The sequence below is a fragment of the Caulobacter sp. 1776 genome (genome assembly GCF_040545685.1).
Classification (GTDB): Bacteria; Pseudomonadota; Alphaproteobacteria; order Caulobacterales; family Caulobacteraceae; genus Caulobacter.
On sequence record NZ_JBEPMI010000001.1, the window covers coordinates 281,992 to 304,477 of the forward strand.

Consider the following 22,486-nt stretch of genomic DNA (forward strand, 5'->3'; position numbering starts at 1 on the left):
TCAGTCTCGCGCGCCGATGATCCGGCCCTGCAACTGATCGAGTACAACGGCCGCGACGATTACCGTACCCTTGATCACCATTTGCCAGAACTCACTGACGCCGATCATCACCATGCCGTCGCCCAGCACGCCGATCACGCAGGCCCCGATGATGGTCCCACCGATCGTGCCCCGGCCGCCGCTCAGAGACGCGCCGCCCAGCACCACGGCCGCGATCGCGCTCAGTTCGAAGGTCTCGCCCGAGGCCGGGTGGGCCGCGACCAGGTCCGAGGCGACGATCAGACCGACCAGGGCCGCGCACATGCCCGAGATCACATAGACCAGGGCCTTGATCCGGCCCACGCGGACGCCCGATAGCAACGCGGCCCGCTCGCTGCCGCCGACCGCGTAGACGCGACGGCCGAACGGCGTGTTCGCCGCGACCCAGGCGGCGGCGACGGCCAGGACGATCATGATCAGCACCGGGACGGGTATGCCAAACAGCCTGCCCGCGCCCAGCAGCGGAAAGCCCTGGTTGCCGTACTCGGCCCCGCCGATCAGGTTCGGAAAGGTCGCGCCGTTCGAGCACAGCAGGGCCGCGCCGCGCGCGACGTATAGAACGCCCAGGGTGGCGATGAAGGGCGCGACGCCGAAGCGGGTGATCAAGGTCCCGTTCAGCAGGCCGATCAACCCGCCGATCGCCACCACGACGGCGATCACGGTCAGGGTCGACGGATAGATGACCACGCCCAGCGGCCCCGCCGTCACGCCGTTCAGGATCAAGGCCCCGCCGATCATCCCCGCCAGACCCGCGATCGAGCCGACCGAAAGGTCGATGCCGCCGGTCAAGATCACATAGGTCATGCCGATCCCGAGGATCGCGATGGTGGCGATGTGCTTGGCGGTGATCAGGACGCTGGCCACCGATAGGAAGTTCGGCGCCATGGCCGAAAAGAAGGCGGTGACTAGCGCCAGGGCGATCAGGGCCCGCGCCTTGAACAGCACGGCGACCCAGGCCGGCGTCGGCGGCTTCGCCAGCGGCTGGCCCACGGGTTGGGCCGCCATAGGGGCCGGATCGGAAGCGATGGACGTCATGCTCACCTTCACTGCGCGAGCGCGACGCGCCGCGCGCGCCGGTCGGATGGGGAAACGACAGCGCCGTTGGCGGCCCGGACCAGCAGACTCTCGTCGGCCTCGGTCGCCGGCAGGTCAGCGGTCAGCCGTCCTTTGGACATCACCAGGATCCGGTCGGCGATGCCGAGCGCCTCCAGCATGTCTGAGGTCGTGAACACGACGGCCAAACCTTCGGCGGCCAGCGCCCGCATGGCGGCGAACACCTCGGCCCGCGCGCCGACGTCGATGCCGCGCGCCGGCTCGTCCAGAAGCAGGGCGACGGGGTCGCACAGCAGGCACCGCCCGATGACGACCTTCTGCTGGTTGCCGCCCGACAACGCGCCGATCGGCGCCCGAGGAGACTGGGTCTTCACCCCCAGCCGCTCGATTATCGAGCGCACCGAACGATCCTCGATCGCGTCCGAGACGAAGCCGCGCCGCGCGAAGCGGGCCAGGCTCGACAAGCCCAGGTTACCGCCCACCGACAGGTTCTGAAACAAGCCTTCGCGCTGGCGATCCTCCGGGACCATCAACAAGCGCCGGGCCACACGGTCGGCGGCCGGGAGCCGCTGGATCGCCTCGCCGTTAAATCGGACTTCCCCGGCGCCGCGACGCAGGCCAAAGGCGTATTCGAGGAGTTCGGTGCGCCCGGCGCCCAGCAGGCCGTAGATCGCCACGACCTCGCCGGCCCGAAACTCGGCCGAGATCCCATCGACCAGCCGGGCGCCGTCGCCGCGACGGACGACCACGTCCTCCAGCGCCAGCACCACCTCGCCAACCCTAGCGGACGCGCGGTCCGTCGGCGCGACGGCGGCCTCGCCCAGCATGGTCTCGATGATCCAGGGCACCGACGCCTGAGCGACGGGCACGGACGCCACGACGGCGCCGTCGCGCATCACCGTGACGTGGTCGCCGATCCGCATCAGCTCTTCCAGCCGGTGCGAGATGTAGACGATGCCGACACCCTGACGCTTCAACTCGCCAATGACAGTGAAGAGGTTGGCGACCTCCTCCTCGCTGAGGGCGGAGGTCGGCTCATCCATGATCAGTACGCGGACGTCCTCGACCAGCACCCGAGCGATCTCGACGATCTGCTGCTGGCCGATGCTGAGCGCCGAGACCGGGGTGTCGGCGCCGAACGTGGCGCCCAGCCGGGCCAGGGCCTCGTCCGCGCGGCGGCGCTCGGCGGCGTGATCGATCATGCCGCCCCTCCCGAGGTTGCGACCGAGAAAGATGTTCTCGACCACCGTCAGGTTGGCGCAGAGGTTCAGCTCCTGGAAGACGATGCCCACCCCCTGCCGCGCCGCGTCGCGGACGGAGCGCAGACGCACGGGCGCGCCATCCAGCCGGATCTCGCCGTCGTCCGGCTGCTCGACGCCGGCCAGCAGCCGCATCAAGGTCGACTTGCCGGCGCCGTTCTCGCCGATCAGGACATTGACCGCTCCGCCGTGGACGTCGAAATCGACGCCCCGCAGGGCGATCGTCGCGCCATACGACTTGGCGACGTTCCGCGCGCTGAGCAGGGTGGCTTGGCCGCTCACAGCGCGACGCCGTCGGATGCGACCTTCTCGATCGAGACCGGGGTCACGAAGACCGGCTGGCCCGGAGACGACAGATTGAACGCGCCGACGAACCGGACCCGCTCGCCCGGACGCAAGCCCTCCAGGGTCGACTTCACCCGCGCCAGGGCGGTCGTCGTCAGCGCGCGGCCCACGTCGGCATAGGCCAGCTGGTCCGAGAAATCGTCGAAGGCGATGAACGGCAGGGCGTCGCGGAGGGCCGTTCCGATGATCACCGGACCGGTCTCCAGCTTCACGGCGCGGGAGACGCCGTCGCCCAGCGCGACCTCGACCGTGCCACGGCGCGAAGCATGATCGATCGCCGTGACCACGCCCTCGCCGCTCACCACATAGGTCCAGGCGCCGCCTTCACTGGCGCGTCGGCCCAGGCGTGCGCCGGCGTCTTCGGGATTGGCGTCGATCGCCGGAAAAAGCTCCCTGGCGGGCGCCGCGCGATGCTGGAGTTCGGGAAGCGCCTGGGCGGTCCAGATGCGCGAGACATAGGCGTCGGCGCTGAAATTGAGGCTGCGCTTGGCCCGGATCGCCTGGTCCTGCTCGATCGTCACGACCTTGCAGCCTGCCACCGTGGCGGCGCTGGCGAGCAGGACGGCGACTAGCGCGCCGCGCCGACGCGAACCCAACTTCGTCACTCGTCCTCCCTACTCGACCAAAATCGTCGATTGATCTTCGTTTATTTTCTTTTGCGCCGGCAAGATGCCCACCTAGCTCAAGGCTGTCAAACGGGTCTCGGCATTTTCCCCGCAGAGCCTGACGAGAACGTTGCGAACAAGCGACGCGATTCGAAGAAAATCGAAAGTTTTGCTTGTTTCCAAGAACTCGGACCGCTACTCCAAGCGCTCGACACGGAGAGCGGATTGGTGAAGGCCCTGGACGCAAGGCGCGAAAACGAAGGCGCCGAACGCACCGAACATATTCGCGAGCGCGCGAACTGGATGCGCCGACGCAGCCTGCAGATGATCTACGAGGCGGGCCAAGGCCATCCGGGCGGCGACCTGTCGGCGACCGACATCCTCGCGACGCTCTATTTCGGCGTCATGCGCTATGACGCCAGCATGCCCACCGCCCCCGACCGCGACCGGTTCGTGATGAGCAAGGGCCACTGCACCGGCGCGCTCTACACAGCGCTGGCCGGCGCCGGCTTCTTTCCCCAGGCCGAGCTTTCGACCTATCTGCGACCGAACTCGCGCCTGAACGGCCATCCCAATCGGACCTACCTGCCCGGCGTCGAGACCAATACCGGTCCGCTCGGCCACGGCCTGCCCGTCGCCATCGGGATCGCCATCGCCGAACAGATCGATCGATCGGGTTATCGCACCTTCGTGCTGACCGGCGACGGTGAGCTGCAGGAGGGTAGCATGTGGGAGGCGGCCATGCTGGCCGGGCACCGCAAGCTCGGGAACCTGACCGCCATCGTCGATCGCAACCGCCTGCAGCAAGGCGCCCGCACCGAGGACACCAACGCCCTGGAGCCACTGGCCGACAAGTGGCGCGCCTTCGGATGGGAGGTGGTCGAGATCGACGGCCACGACTACGCCCAGCTACTGTCGGCCCTGGATCCGCCAGCCTCTCCCCGCGCCGCGCCGCGCTGCGTTATCGCCAACACGATCAAGGGCTATGGTGTGTCCTATATGCAGGACAAGGCCAGCTGGCATCATGGCGTGCCCAGCGCCGCGCAGTACGCCCAGGCTCTGGCCGAACTGTCTGGCGCCGCGGACGTCGGCGAAGAGGATCAAGCATGAGCGCCGCGGCGCCTTCCACTCCCGGCCTGTTCGATTGCCGGGACGCCTATGCTCGCACCCTGGAGGCGCTGGCCGTCGAGGATCCGCGCGTGGTCGCCGTCGTCAATGACAGCGTCGGCTCCAGCAAGCTGGGCAAGCTCCGCGATCGCTTCCCAGAGCGTGTGATCAATGTCGGCATCGCCGAACAGAACATGGTCGGCGTCGGCGCCGGCCTGGCCAACGGCGGCAAGATCCCGTTCGTCAGCGGCGCGGCCTGTTTCCTGACGGCGCGCGCCCTTGAACAGATCAAGGCCGATGTCGTCTACTCAGCGGCCAATGTGAAACTGTGCGGCATCTCCAGCGGCGTGGCCTATGGCGAGCTGGGCGCGACCCACCACTCGATCGAAGACCTGGCCTGGTTGCGCCCGATGCGCGGCCTGACCGTGATCGTGCCTTCGGATCCCTGGGAGACCGCCGAGGCCGTCAAGGCGGCGGCCGCCAGCGATCAGCCGATCTTTATCCGCATCAGCCGCATGCCGGTCCCGGAACTGGAGCACCGCGCGCCCTTCCAGATCGGCAAGGCAGAGATCCTGCGCGATGGCGCGGACGTGGCGATCATCGCGACCGGCACGCTGGTCCATCGCGCGCTGCAAGCCGCTGACATCCTGGCCGCCGAGGGCGTCCAGGCGCGCGTCGTCAACATGGCGACCATCGCGCCGCTCGACGAGGCCGCGATTGTCGGCGCCGCCACCGACTGCGGCGCGGTCGTCACCGCCGAGGAGCATGTGGTGCGCGGCGGACTTGGCGGCGCCGTCGCCGAGGTGCTGGCCGTGCGACGCCCGACGCCGATGCGCATCGTCGGCTTTGACGGCTTCCAACCGACCGGCTCGGCCGAATGGCTGATGGAGCGCGCCGGCCTCACCGCCGCAGGCCTGGCCGCCGCGGCGCGCGAGGTCGTCTCGCAGAAGCGCGGCTGATGGCCGGCGACGTGATCCTGGCCATCGACCAGGGAACCACCAACACCAAGGCGCTGCTGGTCGGCGCGAACGGCGAGATCATGGCCCGCGCCAGCCGGCCGATGACCCTGGCCCATCCTCAGCCGGGTTGGAGCGAACAGAACGCCGAGCACCTGTGGGCCAGCGTGGTGGCGATAATCGAGGACCTGGTCACCGCCGCGCCGGGCCACCGGATCGCGGCCGTCGCGATCAGCAATCAGCGCGAGACCATCGTCGCCTGGGACGCTCAGACCGGCCGCCCCGTCGCGCCGGCGATCAGCTGGCAATGCCGCCGTTCATCGGATCGCTGCGCCCGCCTGCGGGCCGAGGGCCATGAGCCTTTCGTGTCGGAGCGCAGCGGCCTTGGCCTGGATCCGCTATTTCCGGCGACCAAGCTTGCCTGGCTGCTCGAGGCCGTGCCCGAGACCGCGCGCCTGTCGGCCGCCGGCGCCTTGCGCGTCGGCACGGTGGACAGCTGGCTGCTCTGGAACCTGACCGGCGGCCAAGTCCACGCGACCGATCTCAGCAACGCCTCGCGCACCCAGCTCTTGAATCTGCGCACCCTGACCTGGGATCCGGACCTTGCCGCCCTGTTCGGCGTGCCGCTGGACATGCTGCCCCAGATCAAGGCGTCGGACGCCTGCTTCGGCCACGTCGCCGCCGGCGTCAGCGCCCTGGCCGCCGACATTCCCGTCCACGCGATCATGGGCGATTCCCACGCCGCCCTGTTCGGGCACGTCCAGTCCGCTCCGGGAGTCGTAAAGGCCACGATCGGCACCGGCTCGTCGATCATGACCACCACCGACCGCCTGGTGCGCTCGGCGCATGGCCTGTCGACCACCATCGCCTGGGGCCAGGACGGCGAGACGCTGTACGCGCTGGAGGGCAACATCACCGTCTCCGGTCAGGCCGCGGCGTTCGCGACCCAGCTCCTGGGCGCGGCCGATGAGCAATCCCTGACCGAACTGGCCACCTCGGTCGAGACCAGCGACGGAGTCGTGTTCGTTCCCGCCCTGGCTGGTCTCGGCGCGCCGCATTGGGATGACCAGGCGCGCGGCCTGATCGCCGGCATGACCCTGAGCACCCGGCCGGCCCACGTCGCCCGCGCCACGTTCGAGGCCATCGCCATGCAGATCGTCGACGTGGTCGAGGCCATGCAGGCCGACCTGGCGCATCCGCTGACCGAAATCCGTGTCGACGGCGGCGCCACGCGCAACACGTTCCTGTTGCAGCTGCTGGCGGACCTTCTGCGGATGGAGGTGACGCGGCCGGACAGCCCGGAAGCCAGCGCCCTGGGTGTTGCCCGCATGGCCGCCCACGCCCTGGGCGCCCCACTGCGCGCGGAAGACGCGCCCCCGCTGCGCTTCACGCCAGGCATGGCCGCCGGCCAGCGTGAACGCATACGGCGCGGCTGGCGCGCCGCGATCGACAAGGCGCGCCCGACGCGCTAACGGCGCGATAGCGGCGAAACGCTCCTCGGACAACTTGCAATCCTGGAATCGAAAAGGTCGCGCTGGACGCCGCCTCGATCATGCGCGCGCCAGGGGCGCGGTATGCGGTTCGAAAGAAGCTCGCCGAGAGGGCAGGACAAGGCCGCTCGGCGAGCAAGTTTCGGGGGTAGTCTAGAACTTCGTGCGCAGGCCAACTGAGACCAGGCGCCCCAGGGTCGAGCCGTTGGCATAGCCGGAGCCGGCATTGCGGAACGGCGGATCGGTGTCGCCGATGTTGTCGATGTTCAGCGTCAGGGACGAGTGGTCCAGGACGCCGACCTTCTCCAGGTCAAGGGCCAGATAGACGTCGACAGGATTGAACGCCGACACCCGTGACTGCGCCGGATCGCCCAGCAGCGGATAGCTGCCGCTGTGGGTCAGGGTCACGCGGCCGGTGATCGGCCCCACCTCTGCGCCCACCGAGGTGACGTAGTTGAAGTGATTGAAGCCGTTCTTCAGCCGGTCGACATAGATCCCGTTGTTGGAGTCGCTGGTCTTGCGGTTCAGCGTGTAGGTGCCGGCGAAGCTGGCCGAGATCGAGCCGAAGCCCGTCGGCTTGCGGTAGCCGAGGTTGAAGTCGATGCCATCCTGCTTCAGCCGGCCGCGGTTGTAACGGCGCAGGTCGTAGATCGCGTACGGATTGTTGCTGGCGAAGAAGGCCGTCAAGGAGTCGAAGTTGTCGGCCCGGGCGCCCCGCGCGAAGGTCGTGGCCTGGGCCAAGGTCGGGTTGAGGATGTAGAACGGCGCGTTGGTCGGATCGGCGTAGAAGCCCGCGCCGCCGTTGAAGCCGCCGGCGTTGACGCTGATCACGTTCGAGAAGTCGACGTTGTAGTAGGTGACGTTCAGCGTGACGCCCGGCAGGAAGTCGGGCTTGAAGTCCGCGCCCAGTGACCAGGTGTCGGCGGACTCCGGCTTCAGGGTCGGGCTGCCGCCGGAGATGTAAAGGATAGGCCGCAGGGCGTCGGTCGGCGCGCTGCCCGGCGCCGGATTGGGCGTGATCGCCAGCGAGGTCACGCGGGCGTCCACCGCGCCGGTGGTGTCGGCCAGGCTCGGCGCGTGGAACGACGTGCCCCAGTTGCCGCGCACCGTGATCCAGCTGGCGGGACGGAAGTTGAAGCCGATCTTGGGATTGGTCGTGCCGCCGACGTCGGAATAGTCGTCGTAGCGGATCGAACCGGTCAGGTCGAAGGCCTCGAAGACCGGCACGAAGACTTCGCCATAGATCGACCGGGCTTCACGCGAGGCGACGGCGCGGTTGGTCTTGGGCGTCGCCGACGGGCCGAAGGCGATGCGCGAGTCGATCTTCTCGTAGTGGTACTCGACGCCGGCGGCCAGGCGCACGTCGCCGGCCGGCAGCTGGAACACCGAGCCGTCGACGACCAGCCGGCCCTCGGCCAGATCCTGCTTGGCCTCGGAGAGGTTGGTGTAATCGCGGATCGCGGCCAGCACGGCCGGGTTCGTCTGGCTCAGATTGTACGGATTGAGCGCGGTCCCGGTCGTCGTCGCCCGCAGGGCGTTGCTGGCGGCCGTCGTGTTGATCGAGGCCTCGACGGTCCGGTTGAAGCTGTGGCCGAAATTGGCCATGCCGCGCAGCTTCCAGCCGTCGCCGATATTGTAGTCGAAGGTCGGCGTGAAGCCGCGCGACGAGAACTTCGCCGGGTTGCGCGTGCCTTCCGCGCCGAACACCGAGGTGTAGTCGAACAGCACCGTGTGGCTGGTCTCGGCCCCGATCGGCGAGAAGTAGGGATTGGCCGAGGTGATCGCGCCGCTGGTCGCCAGCGGGGCGGTCTGGGTGACCGAGCGACGGATCGAGTAGTAGGCCGTGGCGTTGACGGTCAGGTCGTCGTTGATAGCCTGGTCCAGCGTGGCGAAGACCGTGTGGCGGTTCTCACGCGGATAGATCGTGGCGTAGTCGGTGGAGTCGCAGACGTTCTTGGTCCCCGCGACCCGGCCCGGCAGGGCGTAGGTCGTCGCGCCGACCTGGATGTTGGTCACGCCGCAGGTCGCCACCCGACGGTCCGTGCCGCCTAGGGCCACCTTGTTCTGGCTGACATAGTCGCGCTCGTAGCCCTGGATCTCATTGTGCCAGGCATAGGCGTAGGAGGCGAACAGCGAGCCCGTGCCCCAGTCCTTGCCAGCCGTCACATTGGCGTCGAAGGTCCGGTAGCCATCGGCCATGCCGTACTTGGCGTCGGCCTCCAGGCCTGACATGCGCTTGCGGGTGATGAAGTTGACGACGCCGCCGATGGCGTCCGAGCCGTATATCGAGGAGCCGCCGTCCGGCACGACTTCCACACGCTCGATCATGCCTGGTGGGATGATGGTCGGATCGACATAGGTCTGCAGGATGCCAGCCCCGACCAGGCGGTGGCCGTTCAGCAGCACCAGGGTCGTCGTGCCGCCCGAGGCGCCCAGGCCGCGCAGGTTCGTCTGCGCGATCGGCTGGCCAAAGGTGGCGGTGCCGGCGGGGAAGGAGTTGAAGTTGCTGACCTGGGGAATGGTCGCCAGCAGGTCGTTGGTCGAGGCCGCGCCGGTGGCGACCACGTCGTCCCGGGTCACGCCGATGACATTGGTCCCGACCGGCGCGACACCGCGCAGCAGGGTGCCGGTGACGACGATCTCGGACACCTCGCTGGAATCCGACTGCGCCTTGTCGCTGGCCGCGGCCGGAGTCGCCTGGACCGTCTGGGCCGTAGCCGAGCCGGCGATGGCGACCGTGAGCGCCAACAGGCTGGCCGACACCAAACCCGCACGACGCCTTTCGAACATATTCGCTGACACGCCCCTTCTCCTCTCCCTATGTCGAAGGCTCATTTCGGCCTTTCGATCTCTTTTGACGCCTCATCCGTAACTGATGAGTCTCCGAATGACAATTGACCACCTTCGAATATCTTCGTATCTCGATTTCAATACGAAACAAAGCGCAGGCGTGGACCCGCGCGCTCCCAGGGAGAACTGCGAATGACCGAGAAGGCCAGCCTTTCGCGGCGAGACTGGATGATGTCAGCGGCGGCCGCCGGCGCCGGTGCGCTGATCGTCTCGCGCCCCGCCCTCTCGGCTCCCGACGGCGGCGCCACCCCGGTCGTCCAGACCGCCCACGGCCCCGTGCGCGGCCGCATCGAGGACGGGGTGTACACGTTCCGAGGCATTCGCTATGGCGCGCCGCCGGTCGGACAGCTCCGCTTCCGCCCGCCGCAACCGCCTCGGAACTGGTCGAGGGTCCTCGAGGCCGACAAGTTCGGCGCGGCGGCCATGCAGTCGCCCGGTCCGGACGCGCCGCCGACCGAGACCCACAGTGAGGACTGCCTGTTCCTGAACGTCTGGGCTCCGCCACCTGCGCCGGCCAAGCGCCCGGTCATGGTCTGGCTGCACGGCGGGGCGTTCGCGGAGGGCGCGGCCGGCCGCCCCACCTACTATGGCGACCACTTTGCGCGGGACGGTGTCGTCCTGGTCTCGCTCAACCACCGCCTGAACGTCTTCGGCTTCACCCAGCTGCCCGACAGCTGGGGTCCGGCCTACAAGCAGTCGGGCCTGGCCGGCATGCTGGACATCGTCCAGGCGCTAGGCTGGGTGAAGGCCAACATCGCTCGCTTCGGCGGCGATCCCGGCAACGTCACGATCTTCGGCGAGAGCGGCGGCGGCGCTAAGGTGTCGCTGCTGCTGGGCATGCCGCCCGCCAAGGGCCTGTTCCACCGCGCCATCATCCAGAGCGGCGCGGGCCTGACCGCCGCGCCGCGCGCCTACGCCCAAGCCCTGGGCGGAGCCCTGACCGAGACCCTGGGCGTCAAGCCCGGCGATGTGGCCAGCCTGGCCGCCGTCGACGCCAAGACGATCTTCGGCGCCCAGAAGGCGGCCATCGAGAAGGTCAAGGACCGGGCCAGCAAGGGCTTCCTGGTCGACGGTTTCGTCCCCAGCATCGACGGCCAGGCGCTACCGCGCGGTCCGTTCACGCCGCAGGCCCAGCCTTGGATCGCCGACGTGCCGCTGCTGATCGGCACCAATCGCGACGAGATGACCCTGTTCCTGGCCGCCTCGCCCGCCATCGCCAGGCAGACGGACGCGGACTTCGAAAAGGCGGTGCGCGAGGCCTATCCGGCCAAGGCCGACCAGGTCGCCGCCGCCCTGCGCGCCGCCCATCCCGGCGCTACGCCCGGCGACCTGACCATCGCCCTCCAGACCGCCAAGGCCTTCTGGATCGACTCCATCACCCTGGCCGAGCGCAAGCTGAAGCAACCCGCGCCTGTCTGGATGTACCGGATGGACTGGGACAAGTCCCCCGCCATGGGCGGCAAGCTGAAGGCCGCCCACGCCATGGAGCTGTCGTTCGTGTTCGGCACGTACGAGAACATCCGCTTCTTCGTCGGCCCCGGCGGCGGCCCCGCCCGCATGGCCGCCCAGATGCACCCGGCCTGGGTCGCTTTCGCCAAGACCGGCAATCCCCAGACATCGGCCCTACCGGCCTGGCCGCGCTACGATCTGGCCCAACGTCAGACCATGATCTTCAATCTGGAGAGCAAGGTGGAAAGCGATCCGCAGAGAGATCTGCGCCGCCTGATCGGCGCCTAGTCCGCAAGGACGCCTCCTGGCGTCGGGCGAGAGACGGTCGACGCCGTCTCTCGCCTTTGCTTTTGCCTGGGAACCTATTTCGCGGTTTTGCCTGGGACCTATTTCGTGACGGTCACGACGACATGGACATAGCGGCTCAGGGCGGGCGCGCCATCGTCCGTCGCCTCGGCCAGGATATGGAGGGTGTCGCCTGGCTTGGCGTCCGCCGGTACACTCAGGCGGGTCGCGAGACCTTCGGCGCCCTCCAGCGCCACGTCGCCGGCATAGGTCCCGGCCTGGGGCCAGGGCCGCCAGCGGACCGTGACCTGGTCGTGGTCGGGATCATCGACGGTCGCGGCCAGGCTCACGACCTGGCCCGGCTGCGCGCTGACCCGCCGCGAGCCCTTCAGCGCGATCCTGGGATTGTGGTTGGCGTCGGCGTAGCGCGGCGTCGTGGCCCAGACGAAGCGGGCGGCGAAGTCACGTTGGGCCGAGGCCATGAACGGATGGGTCGGCGCGCGTTCGAACGCCCGCTCCCGCCCGGACGCAACCGCCGAGACGTTGGCGCTCATCTCACCCGAGATCGCCGAGCGCCCCGCGCCGCGATGGCCGCCCCACCCGCCGTAGGTCTCGGCGCGATAGCCGTTCAGGCCGTTGTCGACCAGGTTCAGGAAGGTGCCGGTGTCGCCCTCGCCGATAAAGGACCCCTGCGCCTCGACCGGCGACCAGACGATGTAGCCCTCGGCCTTCAGCTGGTCGCGGCTCTTACTCGGAACGCCGAAGTAGTCGAAGATGTCGCCCTTCACCATCTGCCGGCTATCGCCCCAGACCCGGTAGAACCCGCCCAGGGGGCCGCGCGAGGAGATGTTCTTTCGCGTCCAGTCGGCGCCGAGATAGACCGCGTCGTCCTCGCTGACCGTGCGCTGAGACAGGTAGCTCAGCGAGAGCCCGCCCGCGGGCTCCATGTAGCGGATCTCCGGCCAGTGGGGCTTGATGTACTTGGCGTAGGTGTCGTCCTGGTCGCCGGACGGATGGATGACCGCCTTGCGGATCACCTTGGCGCGGATCGCCGGCCAGCGCGGCGTGTCCTTGTACCGTTCCTCGATGGACTTCAGAGCCCGCGCGATCGTGCTCTGGCCGCCCCAGGCGTGCAGGTAGATCGGGGCTTCCTCGTTGTCCAGCAGCAGCGATTTGATCAGGTTCGAGCCGGCCGTGTCCTTTTCCATCTCGCCGTCGAACTCGACATTGCCCCAGCGGACCTTGGCCCGCAGCGCGGCCGGCGTCGGATAGGCTGGGTCGTGGACGCGCAGGTTGGGATAGGCCTTGGCGTAGGCGTCCAGCGCGTCATCGATGAAGCTCTCCTTCGGATCCCACCGCCACGACGTGCAGGGACAGATCTCCCGGCCCACGCGGGTGTACTCCCGTCCGGCGACGAAGCCCTTCGTGCCCCTGCCGTCGCCCTTCCAGTGAAACTGGCTGCTGGCGTAGATCAGACCTTCGGTGCGAAAGCTCGGCGCATAGAGCAGGTAACGGACCAGCGAGTTGGAGTCGTCCAGTTCAGGGTCGGCGGTGATGACCACCCGCGGCTTGGCGCCCGGCGGGGTCTCCAGATAGCGCGGCGGCGCGACCTTACCCGCCCCTGCCCCAGCCCAAGACGGCGCCGCCGCCAGCGCCGCCCAGGCGGTGATCAACGCGAACGCCGTGCCCTTCGAAGGCCTTCCCATGTTCCCGCTCCCTCGAGACTCCGGCGAAACACCGAATATCCACGTTTATTTTCGTTTGCTTTCGAATTTGCAAGCCGCTAGCACGCGAATGACCAGTTTTAGACCGCTCCGGAGCGGCGCTGGCCGAGGAACTCCTCATGTCCGTCTCGAAGCGCCCCAAGCTGGTGGTCGGCAATTGGAAGATGAACGGCCTACGCCGCGATCTCGCCGAACTGACCGCGATCGGCGAGATCGGGACGGCCTGCGCTCCTGTGCAGGTCGCGGTCGCCATGCCTTCGCCGCTGATCTATCCGGCGGCCCGCGCAGCCCCCGGCCTTCAGGTCGGCGCCCAGGACATCCATCCCGAGTCGGGCGGCGCCTTCACGGGGGGCGTGTCGGCGGCGATGGTGCGCGATGCGGGTGGCGGCTTCGCCCTGGTCGGGCACAGCGAGCGGCGCTTGAGCTGCGGCGAAACCGATGCAATCGTCCAGGCCAAGGCCTCGGCGGCCCGCCGGGACGGGCTCTCGGCGATCCTGTGCGTGGGCGAAGAGGCGGCGGCCCGCGGTCAAGGTCAGGCTGAAACGATAGTCGGTCGGCAGCTGGAGGCCTCTCTACCGTCGACTGGCGACGGCGCCTGGTTGAGCATTGCCTACGAACCGATCTGGGCGATCGGCGCGGGACATACGCCAACGCTGGTGGAGATCGCCGCCATGCATGCCGTCATCCGTCGCCACTGCGTGGTGCGACTGGGCGAGGTGGGCCGAAGCGTGCGGCTGCTTTATGGCGGCTCGGTCACGGGGGCCAACGCGGGCGCGATCCTGGGCCTGGCCGATGTCGATGGCGTCCTTGTCGGCGGAGCCAGCCTGCGCGCCGCCACCTTCGCGCCTATCGTGCGCGCGGCGATCCGCTAGGACGACCTAGCGGGGTCACCGCCAGGCCAAAGCGCAACCGACCGCGGATCTTGATCGTCGTCTCAATCGCGCCAGTTGCGAACATTGGGATGGCTCCAGGAACACGACTTTCAGCATCGAGCTAGAGAGGTCGCCCGACCCGCTCATCGATCCATTTGAGGAGAATGTCCGCGATCTGCAGGTTGTTCTTATCCTGCATCAACATGTGGCTGTTGCCCCGAATGCCGCGGTCGGCCGTCGCGACTATGTCCGCTCGCCCACCTGCTGCGGCGATCCGCGCCGCATAGGCCCGGCAGCCGTCGAGCCGGTTTTGCCAGGTCATCGCCCCCAGCCCCGTCGGCGCGGTCAGGTTGTCGCCGAACACCACCAAGGTCGGAATCTTCGCGAGCTTGGCGATCTGGTCGTCTGTGTAGTTCGCCCGGCAAGCGCCCGGTTCGAGGGCGACGATGGCGGTTATGCCCTTCGGATCGATCAGCGCCGCGTCCATCGGAAACGGACCAGACTGGGAGTGGCTGATCAGAACGGCGCCCTTGAGGTCACTGGCCAGGTCGGACAGCGCCTTGAGGGTCGGGTTGGGTTGCGGCACTTGGGAGGTCAGGTCCGGTATGGCCTGCTTTGAGAGTTCGCCTACCGCCTCGACCGGAAACTGCTCTCCCGGAAAGGCCTCGCCAAACCGGGGCCCGAAGCGGAAATTGGTCCAGACGCCGACGCGATCACCAAAGCGGAAGGCTCCCTGGCCAATCGCCACCGGCCCGCCGGGCGCGGTCGGGGCTACGACCGCGGTGGGCGCGGTGCTGGCGCCAGACAGCCTGTTGTTGATGGCCGCCTGGTTGAACCCGGAGCGCGCGCGGCCGACCTGATCGACGACATAGGTGGGGTGGGATTGGCGGACGAAGTACTCGAACCACCCCATGCGTCCGTCGGGCGTGGTGTCGTAGCTCTTTCCACTCAGGCCCGCGCCGTGGATCATCACCACGGGGATCTTGGCCTTGCCGGTGGGGACCATGTACTCGACGTACATCTGGTCGACGGTCACGCTGTCGTCCGGGCCCAGCAGGATCTCTCCCGCCTTTTGCTCGACCGAACGCCCGCCCACGAAGAAGCTGCCGCGATCCTTCAGGACGAGAGACTTGGCCGGCGCCTGAATGGACTTGAGCGTCTGCGCTGGCGCCGCCCCCGCAAGCGCAAGGCCGCCGAGGATTGCGCCGAGCACAACGAGGCTGGCGCGCTGCGAAAGCTTGGTGGTCAAGCCCATGACGGATCTCCCTTCGTGTTCGAAGGGAAGCTATCGCGCCGCCATACCCGCGATTAGCCGGCGGAAAGGACTTGCTCCCTTTAGCCTTACTTACAAATGCTCGACGCTACCGCTCCTTGAACCGCAGGGCGTCCAGAAGCAGCGAAAAGGCGGGCGAGGCGTGGCGGCGGCTGGGATAGTAAAGGTGGTAGCCGGAGAACGGCAGGCACCAGTCCTCCAGCACCCTGACCAGTTCACCCGACGCGATGCAGGCCGTGGCGACGTCCTCGGGCATGTAGGCCAGGCCGAGTCCCTGCACGGCGGAGTCCAGCCGCTGACGGATGGTGTTGAAGGTCAGCTGGCCATCAACCCGGACCTTCACCTCGCGGCCGTCTTTCTCGAACTCCCAGGGGAACAGGCCGCCATAGGTTGGAAGACGCATGTTGATGCAGTTGTGCTCGGTCAGATCCTGCGGGGTCAGCGGCCGAGAACGGCTTGCGAAATAGCCCGGGGAGCCGACCACGGCCATGCGCATTTCCGGACCGATGCGTAGGGCGATCATGTCCTTGGCCACCTGCTCGCCTAGCCGCACGCCCGCGTCGAACCCCTCCGACACGATGTCGACCAGGCCATAGTCGACCACGATCTCGACCCGGATGTCGGGGTAGTCCGGCAGCAGCTTAGCCAAGCCCGGCTGAAGGACCGAGCGCGCCGCATGCTCGCCGGCGGTGATGCGGATCGTGCCGGCGGGCCGCTCGCGCATGTCGGCGAGCGCGGCCAGCGCCTGCTCGATTTCCTCGAAGCGAGGGGCCACGGTTTGTAGAAGTCGGTCGCCCGCCTCGGTCGGGGCGACGCTTCGGGTCGTCCGGGTCAGCAAGCGCACGCCCAGCCTCGCCTCCAGCCCCTTGATCGTCTGGCTGAGCGCCGAAGGCGAGACCCCGAGCTTGGCTCCGGCGCGCGTGAAACTGCGCTCCCTGGCCACCGCGGCGAAGGCGGCAAGCTCGTCGAAGCCCTGTGCCATTTGTTAGCCTCACTAAAAGCGACATGGCGATTATGGGGCCTAATCGCTGGAACGGGCCAGATCTATCTTCCTCGGCATGCGAAGGCGCTGGGGGCTCCGCGTTCGCTGAAGAACACGGAGCACCAAATGGAAAAGCGTATTCTCGAACGCGGCGGTCTGGAGGTCTCGGCCCTGGCCCACCTGCAGTCGCGGGTGGGACGCTGACGATGAGAAAGGTCCCGGCCATGTCGCGTCGCACCGCCCTCGGGGCTCCCGCCGCCCTGGTCATTGCCGCCGGCGCGAGCGCTTGCGCGGCTGAGGACCAGCCCGCGCCAGCCGGCGCCTCGCGCATCCTGGTCGCCTACTTCACGCGCTCGGGAAACACTCGGGTCATCGCCGCTCAGCTGCATCGGGAGCTGAAGGCCGACCTCTTCGAGATCCAGGCGGCCACGCCCTATCCCGAAGACTACGAGCAGACCGTCGAGCAGGCTCGGCAGGAACGGGACGCGGGCGTGCGTCCGCCTCTCAAGGCGAACGTGGCGAACCTTTCGGCCTACGACACCGTCTTCCTGTGCTTTCCGATCTGGGGCGAGACGGCGCCGCCGATCATCCGCAGCTTCCTGGCCGCCCATGACCTGTCGGGCAAGACGGTCCGCCCCGTGATCACCCACGGAGGCTACGGATTGGGCGACAGCCTGGCGGTGCTCGAGCGCCACGCTCCCGGCGCGCGCCTGGAACCGACCTTCTCGATGGAAGCCGACCAGGAGCGACGCACCATGACCCAAGTCCGCCAATGGCTGGGCGCGATCGCCCGCGCTTGACCCAAACTTTTCAGGAGAAGAGACAATGCAAAAGCGCAAACTCGGCCAGGCCGGCCTGGAAGTCTCCGCCCTCGGCTACGGCTGCATGGGCCTGAGCTCGGCCTACGGGCCGCCGACGCCCCATGAAGAAGCTCAGGGCGTCATCCGTGCCGCGTTCGACGGCGGCGTGACCCTGTTCGACACCGCCGAGGCCTATGGGCCGTTCGACAACGAGACGATGTTGGGCGAGGCCGTCGCGCCGTTCCGCGACCAGGTGGTGGTCGCCACTAAATTCGGCTTCGACATCGACCTGAAGACCGGAGCCCGTACCGGCGGCCTCAACAGCCGGCCCGAGCACATCAAGGCCGTGGCCGAGGCCCAGCTGAAGCGCCTGCGCACCGACCACATCGACCTGCTCTACCAGCACCGCGTCGATCCGGCCGTGCCGATGGAAGATGTCGCCGGGGCCGTGAAGGACCTGATCGCGGCGGGCAAGGTCAAGCACTTCGGGCTCTCCGAGCCCAGCGTGGAGTCACTGCGCCGGGCCCACGCCGTCCAGCCGGTCGCCGCGCTGCAGAATGAGTATTCGCTGTGGACCCGCGATGTTGAGCACAACGGCATCCTCGCCGCTTGCGAGGAGCTGGACATCGGCTTTGTGCCCTTCAGCCCGCTAGGCGCGGGCTTCCTGACCGGCAAGATCGACGAGACCACCAAGCTCGACCCCACCGATTTCCGGTCGATCTCCCCGCGCTTCGCCGCTGACGCCCGGGCCGCCAACATGGCGCTGGTCGATTTGCTGAAGGCCATCGCCGAGCAGAAGCAGACTACGCCCGCCCAGGTCGCCCTGGCCTGGCTGCTGGCCCAGAAGCCCTGGATCGTGCCGATTCCCGGGACCACCAAGCTGCATCGCCTGTCCGAGAACCTGGGCGCGGCGAGCGTCGAGCTGACCGCCCAGGACCTGGCCTCGATCGAAGAGGCCGCCGCCAAGATCCCGATCCAAGGCGCGCGGCTCCCCGAAGCCGTCCTGGCCCAGACCGGCCGCTAGCCTATCCCACCGCGACAAGAGCTCCTCATGGACGACAAGACCAACAGCACCGCCGACGTCGGCCGCCGCGATCTCCTGGCGCTCGGCCTGGCGCTGGCCTCCCGAGCGTCGCGTGCGGACAAATAAGTGACATAGATCTGCTGGTAGCGTGCGATCTTCAACGCGATATCTTGAGAGCTCACAGTTCGAACTCCTTCCAGGTGCTGAGGTCGACGGAGAAGTCGAGGGCGTTGCCGGCAGGGGCGCTTGGTTCACCGGTCTCGGGCTTCAGATGCGTCTGACGCTCGATCGGCTTTTGGCGTCGAGCCTTTGGAACGGACCGCTTCTTGTTTCGCGCTGGACGCGATGGCTTTTGGCCACCGTCCGTCCGATCGGGGGACAGGGCGTCGTGCTCAATGATCGGAGCAAGCCCGTCATGACGAGACGGCGCATAGGCCAGCGCTACAGGTCCATCGGCACGTGATTGCACCTGCGGAGCATTTTGGAGCCGAGCCAGGGCCCGTCGCTCCTTGCCTTTGAGCGTGGGGGCTAGCTCCTCAAGCTTGCTGACCAAGTTTGCCTTCACGCGAAGCCGGTCGGCCTCGCTGCAGAACGCCTCGCCTTTCTGTACGGCCCACTGCTGAAGTTGCCGGTGGTGCCAAAGAGAGACTCCGCTGGCGTAGGCCTCATCCTCACATGGCAAGGTCACATAGCGGCTAGTGCGCCGGTTCCAGACATGGATCTCAGCCAGGGAAGCTGGGTTGTATTTGACCTTCACGGTTGCGGTGGCCGACCCCTTTCGACGAGGCCGGACTGGCTCATAGCCGATGAGATCCTCGAGCAGTTCCGAGACCTTGGCCTCGTCGTGGAACGTGAGACCAAAAAGCTCGACACCAGATCTGGTTAGGCGACAGGGGTATTTTACGGCGCCGAGCATTTTATCAAGCTGGGCGTCGCCGCTGATAACATCGATGCCGTGCCGCTTGGCGCTCTCCTGCCAGAGCAAAGCAGGAGGAGACCCTTCCCCCCGCCGCGGCGTGATGTGGTAAAGAACGAGTGCCTCCCAGAGCAGCTCTTCGAGCTCGGTGAGGGTCAGAACCGCTTCTTTATGCGGGTCATAGCCAAACTCCCTCAGCAGATCGGGCTTTAGGACGCCGCCTGGCAGCTTGGTGTTCAGCAGGGAATTGAGCGTCGCAAACAGGCGCTCAACGACCGCCTTATATGTGGGCGACCCCACTGGCGCGAGGCGAAGAGAGGTGCCGAAATCGGCGAGTGCGTCCTGCATAGCGACGCCGGCGAATTCCTTTCCGTTGTCTACGACAATCTCGTCAAACCGACCGAAGATGATCCGAAGATAAGTATAGATCGTGGGTGAAGACTGTGATTTGCAGTCATTGCCGATGCTGGCGTTTTCGAGACGCCCTAGAGCACCCGCCTGAAGGTCGGCCGACCGCCCTGGTGGGTGCGCGTGAATTCACTGTTGCGCGCGACGACGTGGCAAGCGACGCCTTATCTGAATAGCCGAAAAGTGCACGTGCAAACGGCAGATGAACCCGGCCGGCAGGGCGCAACCATGGTCACCGACCTTTTCTTTGACGAGTCCGGCTATACTGGACGCGCCTTGCTGGACCCGGTCCAACCATATCTTGTGGTGGCTTCGTCGATCATCTGCGACGCGGACGCCTCGGCCCTTCTCCGCGAAGCCTTCCCTGCCTACAAGGGCGACGAGTTCAAATTTCAGAACATCTGGAAACGTCCCGGCTCGCGCGCGCGCTTGGTGAAGCTGGCTCAACTCGTGGCCGACCGCGCTCAGGACATCTTCCTGTGGCACCTCGACAAGCGCTTTTGCGTGCTGACAAAGCTCATTGAACATCTAGTCGAGCCCTTGGCTTATTCGCGCGGCTTCGACCTCTATAAAGATGGTTACATCCAGCGGTTTGCTAACCATACCTATTTCGGCCTGACGCAAGTCGGTGATCCAGGCCTCTATGAGGCAGTTACCAACGCTTATTTCGCCTTCGCCAACACGCCGACCAAGGAAAACCTAGTAAAGCTACGATTCCATTTCACGATAATGGCGAATAGTACGCCCGAGATGCTTCGAGGATTTTTCGGCCCAGTTCTTCAAGGGATCGACGAGTTCGATGATCACAGCGACATGGCCACGTTTCGCGACACTTTAGAGACCCAGGTCACCTCCATCCTAAGCAGTGTCAGCTTTTGGACCAACAAAAAGCCAGGCGTCTCTTTGAATATTCGTCACGATCAATCAGCTTCGTTCTTCAAGGCCAGTTCGTTATGGGCGAAGATTGCCTCTCCTCACGTGCCCGCACTGTTACACCCGACGGCGAATGGCCCGCCTACGGCATTTCCGCTTCCGGTGATCGCAACCGCGCCGGTGGATTCGAAGACTAGCCCAGCAATCCAGCTGTGCGATCTTCTCGCTGGACTGCGCGCGAAGATGCTCGCCCAAAGTCCGGACGACTTGGTTCTGTTAAGCGAAGTCCAAAGTCTCCTAGGCGATGTCTCGATCAACGGCGTCGAGCCTGGCGACGACATCTCGGCAGGTCCCCTTTCACTGCGTACTGGCCCCGATCCCGTCGACCAGATGGTCTCGATCCTCTTTCCAAAGGGCGGCTAAACGCCAGAATGGCGAAAAGCCAGCCACTTGAGAGGTACCGTGTCCGATTAGAGGCGATTTTGCCCCGCGCCTGGCGGGCTAAATGTCCGCCTGCTGGAGGGCGCCAACGGCAGCAACTGACACATCAATCACAGGCGAGACGCACTCTCACTCATCACTATTGCGACTGCGTCGCATTATTGACGGCCTTAGCGTGGAAATGGGTACGCCTTAGCGTGGAACGACAGTGGTCCCGACAAGCGCTGGCGGCCCAGGAGGGACTCGAACCCCCGACCTTCGCTTTAGGAAAGCGCTGCTCTATCCTGCTGAGCTACTGGGCCCCGCTTCGCGCGGGCCAGGGTCAATAGCGCAAGATGGCGGGCGTGCGAACCCCACCGGAACAGCTTGCGCGAAGCGGGGGGCCAACGCGATGCGGCATCTGAAATCGATCTATGTCCAGGTCCTGATCGCCATCGCCCTGGGGGTGCTGGTGGGCGCGCTATGGCCCAAGGTCGGGGTGGCGGTGAAGCCGCTGGGCGACGGCTTCATCAAGCTGATCAAGCTGGTCATCGCGCCGGTGATCTTCTGCACCGTGGCCGGCGGCATCGCCCGGATGGGCGACATCAAGGCGTTCGGCCGGGTGGGCGTGAAGGCGCTGGTCTATTTCGAGGTCGTCTCGACCGTGGCGCTGGCCCTAGGCCTGGTGGTCGGCCGCATCCTAAAGCCAGGAGCGGGTTTCAACATCGATCCCAAGACCCTCGATCCGTCGATCGCCGCCGGCTATCTCGCCAAGGCCCAGCACGGCGAGGGCCTGGTCGCCTATCTGCTGCACCTGATCCCCGACACCTTCTTCGGCGCCTTTTCCGAGGGCAACCTGCTGCAGGTGCTGGTCGTCGCCATCCTGACGGGCTTCGCCTGCACCCGGCTGGGCGATTTCGGCGACAAGGTCGCCAATGTGCTGGAGGACGCCGCCAAACTGTTCTTCGGCGTCATTCACGTGGTGGTCCGCCTGGCCCCGCTGGGCGCGTTCGGGGCCATGGGCTTCACGATCGGCAAGTACGGGGTCGGTGCGCTGGTGCAGCTGGGCGCGCTGGTGGCGACCTTCTACATCACCTCGCTGCTGTTCGTGCTGGTGGTGCTGGGCGCGATCGCCTGGGCCAGCGGCTTCTCGATCTTGCGGTTCCTGGCCTATATCCGCGAGGAGCTGCTGATCGTGCTGGGCACCAGCTCGTCGGAGTCGGTGCTGCCGCAGATGATGGAGAAGCTGGAGAACGCCGGCGCACGGCGTTCGGTGGTCGGGCTGGTGATCCCGACCGGCTACAGCTTCAACCTCGACGGCACCAATATCTACATGACCCTGGCCACGCTGTTCCTGGCCCAGGCGACCAACACCCCTATCTCGCTGGGGCAGGAGCTGGCCCTGCTGGGCGTGGCCATGCTGACCTCGAAGGGGGCCAGCGGAGTCACCGGGGCGGGCTTCATCACCCTGGCCGCGACCCTGGCGGTCGTGCCCGACATCCCGATCGCGGCCCTGGCCGTGCTGGTCGGCGTCGATCGCTTCATGAGCGAATGCCGGGCCCTGACCAATCTGGTCGGCAACGGCGTCGCCACCCTGGTGGTGGCGCGGTGGGAAGGCGCTCTGGACCGCGACCGTTTGACGCGCGTCCTGCGCGGCGAGACCGCGCCGGTCGAGCCCGCCGCCGCCTGATTTTTGGGACCGATGGCGCGCCGAACCCTTGCGCCATCGGCGTTCGCTGGCCGGACGCCCGTCCGG

17 protein-coding genes and 1 tRNA gene are annotated in these 22,486 nt (G+C 66.9%); 9 read left to right on the forward strand and 9 right to left on the reverse strand.

Going from position 1 to position 22,486, the window contains the following annotated elements; translation table 11 throughout:
• Genes ABIC66_RS01165 through ABIC66_RS01175 form a run of 3 tightly spaced genes read right to left on the reverse strand, consistent with a single transcriptional unit; the run spans position 1 to position 3,301 of the window.
• Positions 1-1,074 carry an ABC transporter permease gene (locus tag ABIC66_RS01165; protein ID WP_354067438.1) on the reverse strand — a complete coding sequence of 358 codons (1,074 nt, stop codon included), beginning with the start codon at positions 1,072-1,074 and terminating at the stop codon, positions 1-3.
• Positions 1,075-1,082: 8 nt separating this feature from the next.
• On the reverse strand, positions 1,083-2,633 hold the full coding sequence (locus ABIC66_RS01170; RefSeq protein WP_354067440.1) for a sugar ABC transporter ATP-binding protein: 1,551 nt from the start codon (positions 2,631-2,633) through the stop codon (positions 1,083-1,085).
• Positions 2,630-3,301 carry a DUF2291 family protein gene (locus tag ABIC66_RS01175; RefSeq protein ID WP_354067442.1) on the reverse strand — a complete coding sequence of 224 codons (672 nt, stop codon included), beginning with the start codon at positions 3,299-3,301 and terminating at the stop codon, positions 2,630-2,632. The genes ABIC66_RS01170 and ABIC66_RS01175 overlap by 4 nt, the downstream gene beginning before the upstream one ends.
• A 303-nt stretch (positions 3,302-3,604) precedes the next feature.
• Here ABIC66_RS01175 and ABIC66_RS01180 point away from each other — a divergent pair, with 303 nt between their 5' ends.
• From ABIC66_RS01180 to ABIC66_RS01190, 3 genes are read left to right on the forward strand one after another with little or no spacing between them, the layout of a single operon-like run.
• On the forward strand, positions 3,605-4,411 hold the full coding sequence (locus ABIC66_RS01180) for a transketolase (protein WP_354067444.1): 807 nt from the start codon (positions 3,605-3,607) through the stop codon (positions 4,409-4,411).
• Complete coding sequence (locus ABIC66_RS01185; RefSeq protein WP_354067445.1) at positions 4,408-5,367, forward strand: transketolase family protein; 960 nt, start codon at positions 4,408-4,410, stop codon at positions 5,365-5,367. The genes ABIC66_RS01180 and ABIC66_RS01185 overlap by 4 nt, the downstream gene beginning before the upstream one ends.
• Positions 5,367-6,836 carry an FGGY family carbohydrate kinase gene (locus tag ABIC66_RS01190; RefSeq protein ID WP_354067447.1) on the forward strand — a complete coding sequence of 490 codons (1,470 nt, stop codon included), beginning with the start codon at positions 5,367-5,369 and terminating at the stop codon, positions 6,834-6,836. Before ABIC66_RS01185 ends, ABIC66_RS01190 begins: the two co-directional genes overlap by 1 nt.
• A 171-nt stretch (positions 6,837-7,007) precedes the next feature.
• On the opposite strand, the gene ABIC66_RS01195 is transcribed toward ABIC66_RS01190, so the two are convergent.
• Positions 7,008-9,656 (reverse strand): TonB-dependent receptor plug domain-containing protein, encoded by a 2,649-nt coding sequence (locus ABIC66_RS01195; RefSeq protein WP_354067448.1) that lies wholly within the window; start codon positions 9,654-9,656, stop codon positions 7,008-7,010.
• A 180-nt stretch (positions 9,657-9,836) separates the two neighbouring features.
• Here ABIC66_RS01195 and ABIC66_RS01200 point away from each other — a divergent pair, with 180 nt between their 5' ends.
• Positions 9,837-11,441: a carboxylesterase/lipase family protein gene (locus ABIC66_RS01200; RefSeq protein WP_354067450.1), complete on the forward strand. Its 1,605-nt coding sequence runs from the start codon at positions 9,837-9,839 to the stop codon at positions 11,439-11,441.
• 98 nt (positions 11,442-11,539) lie between these two features.
• On the opposite strand, the gene ABIC66_RS01205 is transcribed toward ABIC66_RS01200, so the two are convergent.
• Entirely contained in the window at positions 11,540-13,144 is a 1,605-nt protein-coding gene (locus ABIC66_RS01205) for a DUF1593 domain-containing protein (protein ID WP_354067451.1), read from the reverse strand.
• Between the two features lie 137 nt (positions 13,145-13,281).
• Here ABIC66_RS01205 and tpiA point away from each other — a divergent pair, with 137 nt between their 5' ends.
• Positions 13,282-14,034, forward strand: a complete 753-nt coding sequence (gene tpiA, locus ABIC66_RS01210) for a triose-phosphate isomerase (protein WP_354067453.1) — start codon at positions 13,282-13,284, stop codon at positions 14,032-14,034.
• 121 nt (positions 14,035-14,155) lie between these two features.
• On the opposite strand, the gene ABIC66_RS01215 is transcribed toward tpiA, so the two are convergent.
• Positions 14,156-15,289, reverse strand: a complete 1,134-nt coding sequence (locus ABIC66_RS01215) for an alpha/beta hydrolase family protein (RefSeq protein WP_354067454.1) — start codon at positions 15,287-15,289, stop codon at positions 14,156-14,158.
• Between the two features lie 106 nt (positions 15,290-15,395).
• Positions 15,396-16,289: a LysR family transcriptional regulator gene (locus ABIC66_RS01220; protein ID WP_354067456.1), complete on the reverse strand. Its 894-nt coding sequence runs from the start codon at positions 16,287-16,289 to the stop codon at positions 15,396-15,398.
• Between the two features lie 224 nt (positions 16,290-16,513).
• Between ABIC66_RS01220 and ABIC66_RS01225 the strand changes: the two genes are divergently transcribed.
• Both ABIC66_RS01225 and ABIC66_RS01230 read left to right on the forward strand, forming a co-directional pair.
• Positions 16,514-17,089, forward strand: coding sequence for a flavodoxin (locus ABIC66_RS01225; protein ID WP_354067458.1), 576 nt, complete (start codon positions 16,514-16,516; stop codon positions 17,087-17,089).
• A 25-nt stretch (positions 17,090-17,114) separates the two neighbouring features.
• Positions 17,115-18,113: an aldo/keto reductase gene (locus tag ABIC66_RS01230; RefSeq protein WP_354067459.1), complete on the forward strand. Its 999-nt coding sequence runs from the start codon at positions 17,115-17,117 to the stop codon at positions 18,111-18,113.
• A gap of 178 nt (positions 18,114-18,291) precedes the next feature.
• Here ABIC66_RS01230 and ABIC66_RS01235 read toward each other — a convergent pair whose 3' ends face one another.
• A complete protein-coding gene (locus ABIC66_RS01235) occupies positions 18,292-19,566 on the reverse strand; it encodes a TnsB C-terminal domain-containing protein (RefSeq protein WP_502910296.1) in 1,275 nt (424 codons plus the stop codon).
• Positions 19,567-19,572: 6 nt separating this feature from the next.
• On the opposite strand from ABIC66_RS01235, the gene ABIC66_RS01240 reads away from it, so the two are divergent.
• Positions 19,573-20,733: a DUF3800 domain-containing protein gene (locus tag ABIC66_RS01240; protein ID WP_354067462.1), complete on the forward strand. Its 1,161-nt coding sequence runs from the start codon at positions 19,573-19,575 to the stop codon at positions 20,731-20,733.
• Between the two features lie 243 nt (positions 20,734-20,976).
• Here ABIC66_RS01240 and ABIC66_RS01245 read toward each other — a convergent pair.
• Positions 20,977-21,053, reverse strand: a tRNA-Arg gene (locus ABIC66_RS01245).
• 98 nt (positions 21,054-21,151) lie between these two features.
• Between ABIC66_RS01245 and ABIC66_RS01250 the strand changes: the two genes are divergently transcribed.
• Entirely contained in the window at positions 21,152-22,420 is a 1,269-nt protein-coding gene (locus ABIC66_RS01250) for a dicarboxylate/amino acid:cation symporter (protein WP_354068343.1), read from the forward strand.
• Positions 22,421-22,486: the final 66 nt, after the last annotated feature.